At 46.6% G+C, this 14,870-nt stretch carries 11 protein-coding genes; 7 read left to right on the forward strand and 4 right to left on the reverse strand.

Annotation, left to right across the window (positions count from 1 at the left end; all coding sequences use genetic code 11):
- Positions 1-16: 16 nt before the first annotated feature.
- A complete protein-coding gene (locus NOG12_RS09415; protein WP_153827193.1) occupies positions 17-1,867 on the reverse strand; it encodes a DEAD/DEAH box helicase in 1,851 nt (616 codons plus the stop codon).
- Between the two features lie 281 nt (positions 1,868-2,148).
- Here NOG12_RS09415 and NOG12_RS09420 point away from each other — a divergent pair, with 281 nt between their 5' ends.
- From NOG12_RS09420 to nspC, 7 genes are all read left to right on the forward strand, one after another.
- On the forward strand, positions 2,149-3,618 hold the full coding sequence (locus NOG12_RS09420; RefSeq protein ID WP_309136751.1) for an NAD-dependent succinate-semialdehyde dehydrogenase: 1,470 nt from the start codon (positions 2,149-2,151) through the stop codon (positions 3,616-3,618).
- Positions 3,615-5,027 carry an aldehyde dehydrogenase family protein gene (locus tag NOG12_RS09425; protein WP_110076410.1) on the forward strand — a complete coding sequence of 471 codons (1,413 nt, stop codon included), beginning with the start codon at positions 3,615-3,617 and terminating at the stop codon, positions 5,025-5,027. The genes NOG12_RS09420 and NOG12_RS09425 overlap by 4 nt, the downstream gene beginning before the upstream one ends.
- Positions 5,028-5,079: 52 nt before the next feature.
- On the forward strand, positions 5,080-5,931 hold the full coding sequence (trxA, locus tag NOG12_RS09430; protein ID WP_313933086.1) for a thioredoxin: 852 nt from the start codon (positions 5,080-5,082) through the stop codon (positions 5,929-5,931).
- A 122-nt stretch (positions 5,932-6,053) separates the two neighbouring features.
- The gene (locus tag NOG12_RS09435) at positions 6,054-7,472 is read left to right on the forward strand and encodes a sodium-dependent transporter (RefSeq protein ID WP_313933087.1); all 1,419 of its coding nucleotides are present in this window, start codon (positions 6,054-6,056) and stop codon (positions 7,470-7,472) included.
- Positions 7,473-7,502: 30 nt separating this feature from the next.
- Positions 7,503-9,410 carry a GNAT family N-acetyltransferase gene (locus NOG12_RS09440; protein WP_313933088.1) on the forward strand — a complete coding sequence of 636 codons (1,908 nt, stop codon included), beginning with the start codon at positions 7,503-7,505 and terminating at the stop codon, positions 9,408-9,410.
- A 93-nt stretch (positions 9,411-9,503) separates the two neighbouring features.
- Complete coding sequence (locus tag NOG12_RS09445; protein WP_110076414.1) at positions 9,504-10,703, forward strand: saccharopine dehydrogenase family protein; 1,200 nt, start codon at positions 9,504-9,506, stop codon at positions 10,701-10,703.
- A gap of 4 nt (positions 10,704-10,707) precedes the next feature.
- Positions 10,708-11,844 (forward strand): carboxynorspermidine decarboxylase, encoded by a 1,137-nt coding sequence (gene nspC / locus NOG12_RS09450; RefSeq protein WP_313933089.1) that lies wholly within the window; start codon positions 10,708-10,710, stop codon positions 11,842-11,844.
- A gap of 75 nt (positions 11,845-11,919) precedes the next feature.
- On the opposite strand, the gene NOG12_RS09455 is transcribed toward nspC, so the two are convergent.
- From NOG12_RS09455 to murB, 3 genes are read right to left on the reverse strand one after another with little or no spacing between them, the layout of a single operon-like run.
- Positions 11,920-12,657 carry a type III pantothenate kinase gene (locus NOG12_RS09455; protein ID WP_313933090.1) on the reverse strand — a complete coding sequence of 246 codons (738 nt, stop codon included), beginning with the start codon at positions 12,655-12,657 and terminating at the stop codon, positions 11,920-11,922.
- Positions 12,647-13,636, reverse strand: a complete 990-nt coding sequence (birA, locus tag NOG12_RS09460; protein ID WP_313933091.1) for a bifunctional biotin--[acetyl-CoA-carboxylase] ligase/biotin operon repressor BirA — start codon at positions 13,634-13,636, stop codon at positions 12,647-12,649. Before birA ends, NOG12_RS09455 begins: the two co-directional genes overlap by 11 nt.
- Positions 13,633-14,640: a UDP-N-acetylmuramate dehydrogenase gene (murB, locus tag NOG12_RS09465; RefSeq protein WP_313933092.1), complete on the reverse strand. Its 1,008-nt coding sequence runs from the start codon at positions 14,638-14,640 to the stop codon at positions 13,633-13,635. Before murB ends, birA begins: the two co-directional genes overlap by 4 nt.
- Between the last annotated feature and the right edge of the window lie 230 nt (positions 14,641-14,870).

Here is a 14,870-nt window from a genome sequence, read left to right on the forward strand (position 1 = left end):
TATAAATCTCTAACGTTTATTGTGGGCGACGGCTACGACGCTGTTCTGAGCCACGCTCACCACCACGCTCTGTACGAGCACCGCGAGCGCGCGGAGCGCCTTTGAATGGTGGGCGTTCGCCACGCGGACGATCACCACGCGGTGGCTTACTACGAGTAATAATCTCACCTGGTGCTAGTTCAATGGCCATTTGCTGCTGACGTACACGGGCACGTTGCAGAATGCGAACGACCGCAGTTGGCAAGCCTTTTGGTAATTCAACCAAGCTGTGGCCTTCAAACAATTGAATTTGACCAATGTAGCGGCTGTCAATTTCACCTTCGTTAGCGATAGCACCAACGATATCTTGTGGACGAGCACCATGGTCTCGACCTACTTGAATGCGGTAGGTATCAAACTCAATGTTTGCATCACGACGGTCACGTGGACCGCGTTCTGGACGCTCGCTACGCTCGTTACGGTCACGACGCTCACGCGGGTTACGATCAGCTCGCTCCGCACGTTCCGCAAATTTACGTGGTGCTGGGTCTTCAGCAACAAGTAGCGGACGTTGCTGGTTATGCTGTGCCAGTAACGCGGTAGCAATCTGCAGTGCTGTTAACTCAGTGTCAGCTTGCATTTTTTCTACAATAGCTGTCATTTCGTCGAGCTTACCTTGGGCTACTGTGTGCATGATTTGCTCTTGCAACTTAGTTTGACGGTGCAAGCTTAATTCTTGTGCATTTGGTACTTCAAAATACTCGATTGTACCGTTAGTTAAACGCTCGTAATGGCGTAACAAGTGACGCTCTTTTGCACGATAGAACAAAATCGCCTCACCACTACGACCCGCTCGGCCAGTACGACCAATCCGGTGCACATAAGACTCAGTGTCACCCGGTAGATCGTAGTTCACCACGTGGGTGATTTCTGGTACATCAAGACCACGTGCAACAACATCGGTTGCTACTAAGATTTCAATCCGGCCACTGCGTAATTGGCTTACGGTCTGCTCACGTTGAGCTTGGTTCAAGTCACCACTTAAAGGTGATGCTTTAAAGCCTGAAGCTTGCAGTTGCTCGGTTACTTCCATGGTATCTGAACGAGTCCGCACAAAGATCAGCACACGTTGATACTCTAAGGTTTCTAACAGGCGAGTTAATGCTTGCATCTTGCTCAAGCCACGCACTTGCCAAGCACGTTGGCGAATGGTTGCTTTAGCTTTTTCTTGCGCAGCAATTTGAATGTTTAGCGGCTGCTCACCTGCTTCGTTAACTAAGAAGGTTTTAGCCAATTTACGAATCGCAGGTGGCATAGTTGCAGAGAACAAGGCACGTTGTGACGTGTTTGGTACTGCAGCCATAATAGTTTCGATATCTTCAATAAAGCCCATGTTTAACATTTCATCGGCTTCATCTAGCACTGCCAAACGCAGAGCTGATAAATTTAAGACGCCTTTTTTCAGCAAGTCTAATAAGCGACCTGGAGTACCCACAACGACTTGGGCACCACCACGAAGGGCTTTAATTTGCGGACCGAATGCTGAACCACCGTAAACAGTAGCAACTTCAAGGCCACGAATTTGTTGGCCGAACTCAGCTACTGCTTCAGCTACTTGCATGGCTAATTCGCGAGTTGGTGCAACTACCAGCATTTGGGTAGCGCGAAGTTTAGCATCCACCAAACTTAAACCTGGCAAACCAAAAGCGGCTGTTTTACCCGTACCGGTTTGCGCTTCACCCAGCACATTAGCGCCAGCCATTAAGGCCGGAATAGCTTGGATTTGAATTGGGGTTGGAGTGGTAAAATTCATTTTTTCTAGCTGCTTAAGCACAGCAGCAGGCAGGGTCAAATCGGCGAACGATTGGCCAGTCATTACTTCAGACATATTTTTCTCACATATTCTGTAAAGCTTATTTAGGGGGGAAGATACGCCCGGCTACAGAACACGATGAACACTCTGGCAGGAATTAGGCGCTGTTTACCCCAGCGAATCAGGGGTAAAGCCGCTCCCATCAATAGCGGTAATGACCCTGAGGGCGTGGATTATACGCTAAATGTTAAAATAGGCAAGCAAAACTATCATTGCAGTATCAGCGTATAACCATGATACTCGTCATTCGTCTTAGTATTCTTATCTAAGACGTCGCCAACAAACTAGGAGGAGATATGGCTAATCATAATTCTCATCACAGCATGCGTTCGCTATTACAAACCAATGCTTATGTTGATGGACATTGGATTCCGTTGGAACAACGCTTTCAAGTGCTTAACCCTGCCACCGGCGCGGTGCTTGCTGACGTGGCGGATGGCGATGCGACGCTCACTGAACGTGCCATAGATGCTGCGCATAAAGCTCTCCCTAGCTGGCGTGCAAAAACCCCTAAGCAACGAGCTGAATTACTGCTGCGTTGGTATCAAGCCATGCTAGATAATAAGCAAGCGTTAGCTGAACTGATGAGTGCCGAACAAGGCAAGCCGATTGCTGAAGCCGCTGGAGAAATAGAATACGGTGCCAGCTTTGTAGCATGGTTTGCCGGTGAAGCTGAACGCAGTTACGGCGATGTGTTACCCACACAGAGTTCTGGCCAACGAGCTTGGATAATTAAACAAGGGGTTGGCGTGTGTGCTGCCATTACCCCATGGAATTTTCCAAACGCCATGATTACCCGTAAAGTTGCACCAGCTTTAGCCGCGGGCTGTACTATGGTAGTTAAGCCGCCACAATTAACGCCTCTATCTGCGCTGGCCTTGGCACAACTAGCAAGCGAAGTAGGAATTCCTGATGGCGTTTTGAATATTGTACCAAGCAGCCAAGCAAAAGAAGTAGGACAAGTTCTTACGAGCCATCCGTTAGTGCGCAAGCTTTCCTTCACTGGCTCGACCAACGTCGGTAAGCTACTTATGCAGCAAGCGGCCGAAAGTGTCAAAAAGGTATCATTAGAGCTTGGCGGAAATGCTCCCTTTATTGTGTTTGATGATGCTGATTTAGATCTTGCCGTAACTCAATTACTGGCTTGTAAATTTCGAAACGCCGGACAAACCTGTATTAGTGCTAACCGTGTGCTGGTGCAGGATGCTGTATTGCCCAAGTTCACTGAGAAATTACAGCAGGCTGTAAGCCAATTAAAAGTAGGCCCTGGCGACCAAGCTGACATCGATTATGGTCCTCTCATTAATCAAGCAGCGATAGATAAAGTACAAAAATTACTCAATGATGCTACTGCGGCCGGAGCAAAGCTACTTACCGGAGGCAAGGTATTGGACAACTTGGGGCCACTATTTTTTGCGCCCACGGTACTTAGCGGTGTGACGTCGATGATGGCCATTAGCCAAGAAGAAATTTTTGGCCCTGTCATTGCCATTCAATCTTTTACCGATGAAAATGAAGGCATTAGACTAGCTAATGACACACCATTTGGTCTCGCTGGGTATTTTTGTGCGAGTGATTATGCACGCATCATCCGCGTTAGTGAGCAACTTGAATGCGGCATGTTAGGGGTTAATGCAGGGGCGATTTCCCATGCCTATAATGCCTTTGGTGGTGTCAAAGAGTCGGGTATTGGGCGTGAAGGCTCGCGCTACGGCCTAGCCGAATATCAAGAGACCAAAACGATAACGTTAGGCGGTATTAAATGAATACTTCACAAAGTTCAGCTGAACCTGCGGCTACGAATCCATTTGCTGAAAAGCTAACACGCTTGCGTGCGACCTACAACAGCGGCCTAACTCGGCCGCTAGCTTGGCGCCTGCAACAACTTAAACAATTAGACGCCATGCTTAGCGAGCACGAAGCTGAGTTGCTCCAAGCCCTACAAAAAGACTTGGGTAAATCTCACGCCGAAGGCTGGTTAACAGAGCTAGGTTTTCTCCATAGTGATATCCGCCACACGTGTAAGAACTTAGCCAAATGGATCAAACCAACCAAGGTGTCGCAACCGCTGTTAGCTTGGCCAGGGCGCAGCAAGCTGCAACCTGAGCCCTTGGGCGTGGTATTAATTATTGGTGCGTGGAATTACCCTTTGCAGTTGTTACTAAGCCCCTTAGTTGCAGCTCTTGCCGCCGGTAATTGTGCGTTAGTAAAGCCGTCAGAATTAGCGCCACAAACAGCTGCGTTATTAGAGCGTTTGCTTCTTGATTATTTGGCCGCAGATGCCATACAAATTGTCACCGGCGGAGCTGATACCGCCCAACATTTGTTGGCGCTACAGTGGGACCATATTTTTTATACCGGTGGTGGCCGCGTGGGCCGTATTGTGATGCGGGCCGCAGCAGAATATTTAACCCCTGTAACCTTAGAGCTCGGCGGAAAAAGCCCAGCGGTGGTCTTGGCTGATGCTGATTTAGCTGTTGCTGCTAAGCGTATCGCTTGGGGCAAATGGATTAACGCCGGACAGACCTGTATCGCTCCTGATTATATTTTGGTCGACGAAACCGTCAAAGATGCTCTGGTCAAACATCTGATTGATGCTATTCAAGCCTTCTTTGGCGAAGCCATTGATCAAGCTGAAGATTATGGTCGGATAGTAAACAGTGAACATTGTCGCCGACTCGCTGGTTATCTAGAGCCAGTAGCAGCCAATATCCTTTTCGGCGGCGAAGTCGATGTTGCTGAACGTTATATTCAACCAACCTTGGTTGAAGTCACGGATGTCAACACGCCGTTGATGCAGGAAGAGATCTTTGGCCCTATTTTACCCATTATCGGCGTCAAAAATTTAGCTGAAGCTGAGCAGTTTATTCGCCAGCGCGACAAGCCATTAGCCCTTTATGGCTTCAGTAAATCAGCACGGCAGCTACAACACCTTACTGAACATACGCATGCCGGCAACCAGTGTAATAACGACACGCTTATGTTTATGCTTAATCCTGAGCTGCCATTTGGTGGTGTGGGACCAAGCGGTATGGGCCGTTATCATGGTAAATTTGGGTTCACTACTTTTAGTCATATGAAAGCAGTGATGACTCGACCATTTTGGTCAGACCCAAGTTTCAGATATCCGCCCTACACGTCGTTTAAACAAAAATTACTGCGCTGGCTATCCTAACTAGCGCAGCCGCCTCAACAGATAACACGAGTCCGTATGAAAGAGGTTTCTAGTGCACTCCAATAATATTATCCAGGTTACCGCTGAGAATTTTCAGCAAGTTATTTTACAAGGCTCGGAACAGAAATTGGTTATTGTCGATTTCTGGGCCGATTGGTGTGAGCCTTGCAAGCAACTGATGCCAATCCTTGAAAAACTTGCAGCCGAATATGCAAATCAAGTTATTTTGGCCAAAATTAATTGCGACGAGCAACAGCATCTAGCCGCACAATTTGGTATTCGTAGTTTGCCGACCGTAGCATTTTTCAAAGACGGCCAAGCCATCGACGGTTTTGCCGGTGTAGAGAGCGAAGCTGCTATTCGCAATCGTATTACCCAGCACATACCAAGTATTGACGACGAACTATTTGCCCAGGCCCAACAAGCTGTAGTCGAGCAGGATTATAGCCAAGCATTCACCTTAGCGAAGCAAGCGCTTGATCTGAATCCGAACAATATTGATGCTAAATTAATTGTTGCCGATGCGGCTTGTGAATTAGGTCGAATCGAGCACACCAAAGAGCTCTTGAGTCAAATTAAGTTAGCGGATCAAAATCACTATTACCAGAGCATTCAAGCGAAGTTACACCTAGCCGAGCAAGCAGCCGATTCGCCTGAACTACGAGAACTAGACCAACAACTGCAGCAACAACCTGACAACCATCAGCTCCGCTTAGAATTTGCTGCCAAGTTATTTGCCGCACAGCGTATTGAAGAAGCATTAGACAATGTCTTTGCTGTGTTAATTGCTGATTTGCACTTCGCTAATGCTAAACAGCAAGCGTTAGATATGCTCAATAGCTTGCCTAATGGCGATCCTCTGGCTGCGCAATATCGCCGGCGTTTGTACAGTATGCTTTACTAACCCTTCAAATTATTGCCACCGATCAGTAGCGCTGCTGCTGGTCGGCTTGCTGCGGTTCATCGCATCAGTTAGCATTAGTCGTTTAGCTATAATATAACAACGATAAGCAAAGGCGCTGAACTATGGCAACATCTCGCGAGCATTTCAGCTCAAAATTAGGTTTCATTTTAGCTGCGGCAGGATCTGCCGTCGGTATTGGTAATTTAGTCGGTTTTCCTGTTGCGGCGACCAAAAATGGTGGCGGCGCGTTTTTGATTATTTATGCCGCTTTTGTGGTCTTTATTTGTTTACCGCTAATGCTGGCCGAGATGGGCTTGGGGCGACGCGCTCAACATAGTCCCTATAAAGCCTACTCAGAATTAGGCGCAGGGTTAAAACGCTGGCGTTTGGCCGGCTGGCTGGCAACCATTACGCCCTTTATGATCGCCACTTTCTACATGGTTATCACGGTTTGGATTTTTGGCTACCTGTTTCAAAGCGTTACCGGCAATCTTGCCACTATTTCAGCTGATGGCTATTTCTCTGATTTCATCAAAAACTACAATTTTATCTGGTACCTCATTGCAGTTACCCTCGTTGTCAACGTGATACTCGTTGGAGGTGTTCGACAAGGCATTGAGCGCGCCTCAAAAATCCTAATGCCCGCACTCTTCATTATGCTGCTGCTACTGGTTGGCTTTGTGCTTAGTTTGGATAATGCCGTGGCTGGGTTAAAATTCTATTTGGTTCCTGATTTCTCAAAAATCACGGGCAGTGTCATCAATGGCGCGTTGGCCCAAGCGTTCTTTTCACTATCGCTGGGGATGGGCATTCTAATCACTTACGGCTCTTATTTCCGTCGCAGTGACGACATAGTCACTTCCGGCAAATTGGTTGCTTTAACTGACACCGCCGTGGCTTTTACCGCAGGCCTAATGACCTTGCCGGCAATTTTCGCGATTTATCCAGAGACTAACCCTGAGTCACTCAGCGAGTCATCGGTCAGTATGATTTTTTCGTTTTTCCCTAAAATCTTCCTAGAACTCTCTGTATCAATTGGTTACGTTGCCGCCAGCATTGCTGCCAGCGTCTTCTTTTTATTAGCCTTTGTGGCGGCAATCACCTCATTAGTCTCGATTATTGAAGTGCCAACCTCGTCACTTATGGAGAAGCGGCAGATGAGTCGTAAGCGTGCGCTTGCTATAATGGCTTCATTACTGACTTTGCTGACTGTAGTTGCGGCCACATCCTTCGGGCTGATTCCGATCTTTACTGAATTTACCTCTTATGCTGGCAGCAGCAAATCTGTGTTTGATGTTATTTATGACGTTTTTTATGACACCATTTTACCTCTAAACGGCCTACTTCTATGCCTCTTTGTCCGTTATCGTTGGCGTCGTAGTCAGCTCACAGCCGAGTTAAGTGAAGGTAATTCTGACTATACAAACTCGTGGTTTGCCCGTTATATTAACTTCTCAATAGGAACCTTTATTCCAGTTATTTTAGCTTTGGTTTTTGCTAACACTGTACTAACTAAGTTCTTTGGAATGTCATTAGTCTAAGAAGCAACTTAGCAACTGATTGAGCGACTCATGCTGAAGAAGTATTTAAAAGCGATAAAAACTGCCCAGGTGCGGGCAGTTTTTTTATTTGATGGTCCCACCCCCTGGCTGCAAGCTCATCGTCGGGCAGCACTTTCCCATATCAAAGATATCGTTCATATTTCTGATAAACATGACGACGCTAGCGCCATGCATAGATATCGCGACTATCTTGGCAACACGCATCATTTCTTGTTACTAGATTTCACGACCACTATTCATGCTGATGCGCTAGCAGCATTGCTAGGCACACTCAGTGGCGGCGGAGTTGCTTTTGTTCTACTTCCACCGCAAGACAGTCCCTTTCGGCAACGCTTAATCAACACCAGTCACAAGTTTCACCACGTCAGCGTGATGCATCCAAGCACAAGCTTTCGGCAACTTTTAACTGAGCAGCTTTCGCATTCACTAGAGCCCGCCCCACCGCTTGCTTTTCCCACCCGCGAGCAGCAACTTATCGTGCAGCAAATGGTGGATCTACCCGGCACCTGTCATCTACTCATGGCGGACCGTGGTCGCGGTAAAAGCACCACTTTAGGCTTAGCGGCCCAAGCTTGGATACGCAGTTATCGGGGGCGCGAATTAGTTGTCACTGGGCCAAAACCCAACTCAGTAGCAACCCTGTTAATGCACGCCGCTGACTCAGTCCGATTTGTTGCCTGGGATAGATTGTTGAGCGAGTACCCCAATCAAAGTGTACGCCTTATTATTGATGAAGCAGCAGCTATCCCAATTCATATACTCAAGCAGCTTAGCGAGCGCTTTACCGTGTGGGCTATTGCGACCACAGTAGAGGGTTATGAAGGGTGTGGGCGCGGCTTTGCTGTTCGTTTTGTAGACTGGTTACAAGTGCGCAAGATGTGTAAACAACACCAGTTATCTACCCCTGTGCGCTGGGCCCCAGCCGATACCTGCGAACCTTGGCTCAACGAAGCTCTGTTACTCAGAAACCAACCCAGTAGTGAGTTCACCAAGGTACTAACCAGCAGCCAAGTAGAGATTGAGGCTATTAACGCCCGCCAATTAACTGAACACCAACTGAGCGAAGTCATCAGCCTGTTGCTAGAAGCTCACTATCAAAGTAGTCCTAACGATTTAAAACTCTTGCTTGATGACGCCCAACAACACCTGTTAGTGGCGCGTGTTCAAGGACACATCGTCGGCGTTGTTTGGTACAGTGAAGAAGGTCCACTGCCAGCCAGATTGCAACTAGATATTCAAACCGGACGGCGCCGTCTTCACGGGAATATTTTGCCTCAAGCTGTAGCTTTCTACTTACAGCAAGGAGAGTGTTTGGATTGGCGTTGGTGGCGGGTTACTAGAATTGCCGTAGTAAAGGCCTATCGACGGCAGCGAATCGGACGTCAATTGTTAGATAAGCTGCAGGATATGGCGCAACAAGCCGGCATCGATGCATTAGGTTCAAGCTTTGGCGCTAGCCCTAAAGTGTTAGATTTTTGGCGTAGTAGCCCGTTTGAGTTAATCCGTTTAGGGCGCAAGCTAAATATGGCCAGTGGCTATCCTAATGCCTTGGTAGCAACTGGATTAACTCCTGCGGCCGCGTTATTTATTGCTCAACTGCATGCGTTTAGTAACGCTGAACTCGAATGGCGGCAGGGTCGTCCTGTAACCATCAACAGCTCTATTTATCGTATTGCAAGAGATATTCTAACGGGGTTTGCTTTTGGTAACTTACCCTTTACCGAAGCGCAGTTTTCGTGGAGTGTTTGTGATATCAAATATTCAATGAAAGCAGCCGGCCTAACCCTACCAGGTCAAATTCTGAAAGCCCACGAAGATTTGGCTAAATTAACCCAGAAGTACGGCTACAGCAGCCAACAAACCATGCAAAATCAATTGCGCTCGTTAGCTCGAGAATATCTAGAACTTTCTCGCTAATTTTACGTACTCAAGCTTCAAGCAGATGCTGTTTTTGTAAAAGTATGCTATCTTTTTCCCTTTGTATTCACCCACTGGATAAGGGTTATTTTCATGTCTAGAGTTCTAATTATTGGTGCCGGCGGTGTTGCCGGTGTGGTAGTAAAAAAATGCGCAATGCTGCCAGAGTATTTTTCTGAAATTCACTTGGCCAGCCGCACCCTGTCAAAATGTGAAACCCTTCAACAAGAAGCGGGTAAAGACCGTGTCGTTGGTGTTTACCAAGTTGACGCTGACAATGCCGATAACGTCGCTGCTCTTATCCGCCAAGTTGAGCCAAGCTTGGTTATTAACGTAGCCTTACCTTATCAAGACCTTCCAATCATGGATGCCTGCTTAGAAACAGGCGTTCATTATTTGGATACGGCTAATTATGAGCCTAAAGACGAAGCCAAATTTGAGTACTCTTGGCAGTGGGCTTACCAAGATAAGTTCAAAGAAAAAGGTATTATGGCGTTGCTCGGCGCAGGCTTTGATCCAGGCGTAACTAACGTCTTTACTGCCTATGCAGCTAAACACTACTTTGACGAAATTCACTACCTAGACATCGTTGACTGTAACGGCGGTGACCACGGTCAAGCTTTTGCTACCAACTTTAACCCTGAGATTAATATCCGTGAAATTACTCAGCGTGGTAAGTTCTGGGAAAATGGTGAATGGCACGAAACAGATCCAATTAGCGTCCGTGAAGATTTAGATTATCCAAACGTAGGCGTACGTCCATCTTATCTACTCTTCCATGAAGAGTTAGAGTCTTTGGTTAAGCACTTCCCGACGTTGAAACGGGCGCGCTTCTGGATGACTTTTGGTGACCAGTATCTAACTCATTTACGGGTCTTAGAAAATGTTGGCATGACCTCAATTCAACCGATTGAATTCCAAGGTCAAAAAATCGTACCACTAGAATTCTTAAAAGCCGTATTACCTAACCCTGGTTCACTGGCCGAAGGCTACACTGGCTTAACTTGTATCGGTACCTACGTAACCGGTATTAAAGATGGTCAAGAAAAAACTATCTTCATCTACAATAACTGCGACCACGCAGCTTGTAATGCTGAAGTTGGTGCTCAAGCAGTATCTTATACCACTGGGGTACCAGCGATGATTGCCGCGTCTATGATGCTGCAAGGTCACTGGCTGAAGCCAGGCGTTTGGAACATGGAACAATTTGATCCTGATGAATTTATGAACCGCCTCAACCAATACGGTTTACCGTGGCAAGTGGTTGAATGCGAATCACCTTTTAAGCGCTAAGACTATGTCCAATCCATACTTAGATAATGCTATTCCATCGCCTTGTTACGTTTGTGACGAGGCGTTGTTAGTGCGTAACTTAGAATTAATGCAACGAGTGCAGCAAGAAAGTGGTGCCCATATTATTTTGGCCTTAAAAGGCTTCTCTATGTGGAGCACCTTTCCAGTAGTGCGTAATTATTTACGTGGTTGCACCGCCAGTTCAGTCTGGGAAGCACGCTTAGCGTCCGAAGAGTTCGGACGCGAGGTGCATGCCTATGCTCCGGCTTACAAACCAGCTGATATTGATGCATTGTTGCCTCTGGTTCATCACATCTCCTTTAACAGCTTAAGTCAGTGGCAGCGCTATAAAGAGCAAACACTTGCTGCAGGCGTCTCTGCTGGCTTGCGCATCAACCCAGAACATCAAGAAGCCGAAACCGAACTTTATGATCCGAGCGCTCCAGGCTCGCGCTTAGGGATTCGTTTATGTGATCTTGAAGGTGCGGATTTAAGTGGTATTGAAGGGCTACACGTACATAACTTATGCGAATGTGATTCTTTTGCATTAGAGCGCACTCTTGCTGCTGTAGAGAGCAAGTTTGGTCACTTACTGCATCAGATGAAGTGGCTTAATTTAGGTGGTGGTCACTTGATGACTCGTGCTGGGTACGACGTCGAGCATTTAATTAAGCAGTTAAAACGGTTACAAGAAACCTATAAGCTTCAGGTTATTCTTGAGCCCGGTTCTGCCGTAGCTTGGCGTACGGGTCCACTCGTAGCTGAAGTGGTGGATATCGTTGAGAATGACGGGCAAATCGCTATTCTTGATATTTCTGCAACAGCTCATATGCCAGATGTGCTAGAAATGCCTTATCGCCCCATGGTTACTGGAGCTGACGAAGCAGGTAAATTAGCTTATACCTACAAACTAGGTGGCAATTCATGCCTTGCTGGCGATGTTATCGGTGCTTATAGCTTTGCTGAACCATTGCAGCCTGGCGACCGCCTCATTTTTGAAGATATGATGCATTACACCATGGTTAAAACAACTTTCTTTAATGGTGTCGAGCATCCAAGCATAGGCATTCTTCGTAGCAATGGTGAGTTTGAACTCATTAGAAAATTCACTTACGAAGATTTTCGAGACAAACTTTCTTAAATCCAGTCAAAAACAGCGTCTTCAAGACGCTGTTTTTTTTATCTGCCACCAAGTTCTTATAGTCGCTACAACACACTAATTAGTTTTAGCATAATACGATAACCCTTGAAGCACTAACTCAGTTCTGAGTTCGCCTCGACGCTTTAAATCAGCCGGTAGCAATGGGGTTGAGCCTCCGCTAAACAATACACGAAAATCAAACCAATCAAGCTCAGTCTCAGAAACCGCTAGCGCCTGTCTAATCACCCCAACAAAAGCATTCACACAGCCATTAGCTAAACACTCAGGTGTCGAGCGGCCCACTTGCTGCGCTTTTCCCCAATCGGTATCAGCATCCGAGAACACTTTCGGGGCACGCGCTGTTACCGCCTGCTTCATTAAATCTACACCGGGTACAATCCAGCCACCAAGGTGCTTACCTTCAGCATTCAACCAATCTACGGTGATCGCTGTTCCAGCATCAATAATTAAGGTCGCCTTAGGAACCTCATTATAAGCACCAATCAAAGCTAACCAACGATCGACGCCAAGGTGCTGAGGCGTCTCATAGGCGTTTTCCACTCCAAACGCTGCCTGTTCAGACTGAATGGTGGTAATGGGTGCTGCAAATTGTGATAGCCAAGCTTCCACTTGTTGCGCCCGCTCAGTACCACTCACTTCAGCCAACCAAATCCCTTTTAATGAATGCTCTATTTGCTGTTTAGGTAAATCACTATAACTTACATTAAATAAAGGTTCTAAATGCCCTTCTGCGTCCATTAATGCAGTTTTTACACGGGTATTACCCGCATCTACTAATAACTTAAATTCCATATCTTAAACTCACTTCACCTGCGTGATAACGCTCTAATTTGCCTTCGCGTTTAAGTAATAAAGCACCATTTTCATCAATGCCCTCGGCGATACCCATAATCTCTTTGTCACCCATAATAATTTTTACCGGTTGCATAGCTAACCGATCGTATTTATGCCAGCGTTTTAAAAATGGGGAGAGTCCTGTTTGTTCGTATTCTTTTATAGTCTTATGACAGCATGCCACCAACTTCGCAGCCCACATGTTTCGATTTATCGGCTTGTTTAAAAGTCGCTGAACATCAGTCCAAGGTTGTTCTACTTCATTTAAGAACCAATCAGGTGTTTGCAGATTAATACCAATACCCACTATCGCATGTGCTGGGCCAACTGCTTGGCCTTCCAGTTCAATAAGAATTCCGGCGATCTTTCTACCACCTACTAAGACGTCATTTGGCCACTTTAACTCAACACCGTAAATCCCTTCTTGCTCAAACAACTGCGCAAGCGCAGCGCCAAGAGCAATACTTAAGCCCATAGCCGCCGCCATGCCCTGTTCTAAGCGCCAATACATACTCATGTAGAGATTACTTCCAAAGGGCGATAACCACGCCTTTCCGCGGCGCCCACGCCCCTGTGTCTGTGCTTCTGCAAGAACCGTGGCACCACTTTCAATCACACCGGTAAGCCGGTCTTTAAGTAGGTCATTAGTGGAACTAACGACACGCTCTAAGTGAACCACTGGGGCAGCCGCACCTGATCCTTTTGCTAACGCGCGATTAATAGCGTCTAGATCAAGCAGCTGAAGCGGTTTCGCTAAACGATAACCTTTGCCAGTAACACGAAAAACGTCTAAGCCGAACTTTGCTAGTTCTTTCATATATTGGCTAACCGCTGTGCGGCTAACGCCTAACTCTTCACCCAAGACTTCGCCAGAGTGAAAGTTACCATCAGCCAGAATCTCGATGACACGTGCAATATTCTGAGTTTTTTTTCTCATATGCTAACTAATGCTCCGTTCGCATAAATACGAACTTCCGCCTCCAATTCCACTTTAAAGGTCGTAACTACAGCTAATTTGATTGTTCTTGCTAACTCAATAAGATCAGTACCCGTTGCTTGATTAGTATTAACCAACACTAGAGCCTGCCGGTCATGGACACTGACACCACCGATAGCTCGTCCCTTCCAGCCCAAATGGTCGATCATCCAACCCGCTGCAACTTTATAACGATCTGCAGCTATTGGATAACAAGGAATGCCAGGAAACTTGTCTCTCAACCACTCCATCTGCTGTAAGTCCACTTCAGGATTCTTAAAGAAACTACCAGCGTTAGGCTGTTGTGCTGGGTCGGGAAGCTTAAGTTGACGCACTGACACTACCTTTTGAAAGATTTGTTGAGCCGATGCCTCACAACCTAACTCGCGTAGCTCGCCATAGTCCACCATCGCCTGCCATTGTTTGGGCAACTTAAAAGTGACCGAAAGAATAACCCAATGATTCGGTTCTTGCTTAAATATACTCTCTCTATAAGCAAATAAACAGTCTGACTTAGTTAAGTGCGTCACGACTTTAGTATAACGATCCCACACTTCGACAGACTCGATAAAATCGGCTACTTCGCGACCATAGGCCCCTATATTTTGCACCGGTGCTGCGCCTACGGTACCTGGAATCAAGGCCAGGTTTTCAAACCCATAGATTCCCTTAGCTAAAGTAGCTTCTACCAAACTATGCCAATGAGTGCCTGCTGCAGCCTTAATTATCCACGCATCATCTTGTTCAGTATATTCAACACCAGACAATTCAACCTTAACTAGGGTGCCCGCAAAATCGCCACAAAAAACCGTATTGCTACCAGCCCCCAGCACTAGATAGTCTTCTAAGCTTGCTAGCTCAGCTATTTGTTCACGGTTCTCGAGAATATAGCAGCAGTTCCCAATCGCCTTTAGGCGAAAGGTGTGTAGCTGTTGTAACTGAATTTGTTCTATTTTATTCATCATAAACGGAATTATACGGCAAATAGATTAGAGTCGATAATGGTTATTGGATTTTAGCTATTGGGTATTAGCTATTAGCTATTAGCTGTTGGCTGTTGGCTATAGTTATTGGCTACTGCTACTGGTATTGCTACTGGCTGTTGGCGGGTGTTGAACTATTGATGAGTTGTGATTGCGAGCGCGCAACGAAAAACCCCTAGCATAGCTGCTAGGGGTTATTCGTATTTGGTGCC

The sequence above is a fragment of the Pseudidiomarina fusca genome (assembly GCF_032227045.1).
Classification (GTDB): domain Bacteria; phylum Pseudomonadota; class Gammaproteobacteria; order Enterobacterales; family Alteromonadaceae; genus Pseudidiomarina; species Pseudidiomarina fusca.

Coding starts and splice junctions, on each gene's coding strand:
- NOG12_RS09445 (WP_110076414.1), top strand. CDS start 9,504: ATGTCTAGAGTTCTAATTATTGGTGCCGGCGGTGTTGCCGGTGTGGTA.
- nspC (WP_313933089.1), top strand. CDS start 10,708: ATGTCCAATCCATACTTAGATAATGCTATTCCATCGCCTTGTTACGTT.
- NOG12_RS09440 (WP_313933088.1), top strand. CDS start 7,503: ATGCTGAAGAAGTATTTAAAAGCGATAAAAACTGCCCAGGTGCGGGCA.
- NOG12_RS09415 (WP_153827193.1), bottom strand. CDS start 1,867: ATGTCTGAAGTAATGACTGGCCAATCGTTCGCCGATTTGACCCTGCCT.
- NOG12_RS09455 (WP_313933090.1), bottom strand. CDS start 12,657: ATGGAATTTAAGTTATTAGTAGATGCGGGTAATACCCGTGTAAAAACT.
- NOG12_RS09420 (WP_309136751.1), top strand. CDS start 2,149: ATGGCTAATCATAATTCTCATCACAGCATGCGTTCGCTATTACAAACC.
- birA (WP_313933091.1), bottom strand. CDS start 13,636: ATGAGAAAAAAAACTCAGAATATTGCACGTGTCATCGAGATTCTGGCT.
- NOG12_RS09435 (WP_313933087.1), top strand. CDS start 6,054: ATGGCAACATCTCGCGAGCATTTCAGCTCAAAATTAGGTTTCATTTTA.
- NOG12_RS09425 (WP_110076410.1), top strand. CDS start 3,615: ATGAATACTTCACAAAGTTCAGCTGAACCTGCGGCTACGAATCCATTT.
- murB (WP_313933092.1), bottom strand. CDS start 14,640: ATGATGAATAAAATAGAACAAATTCAGTTACAACAGCTACACACCTTT.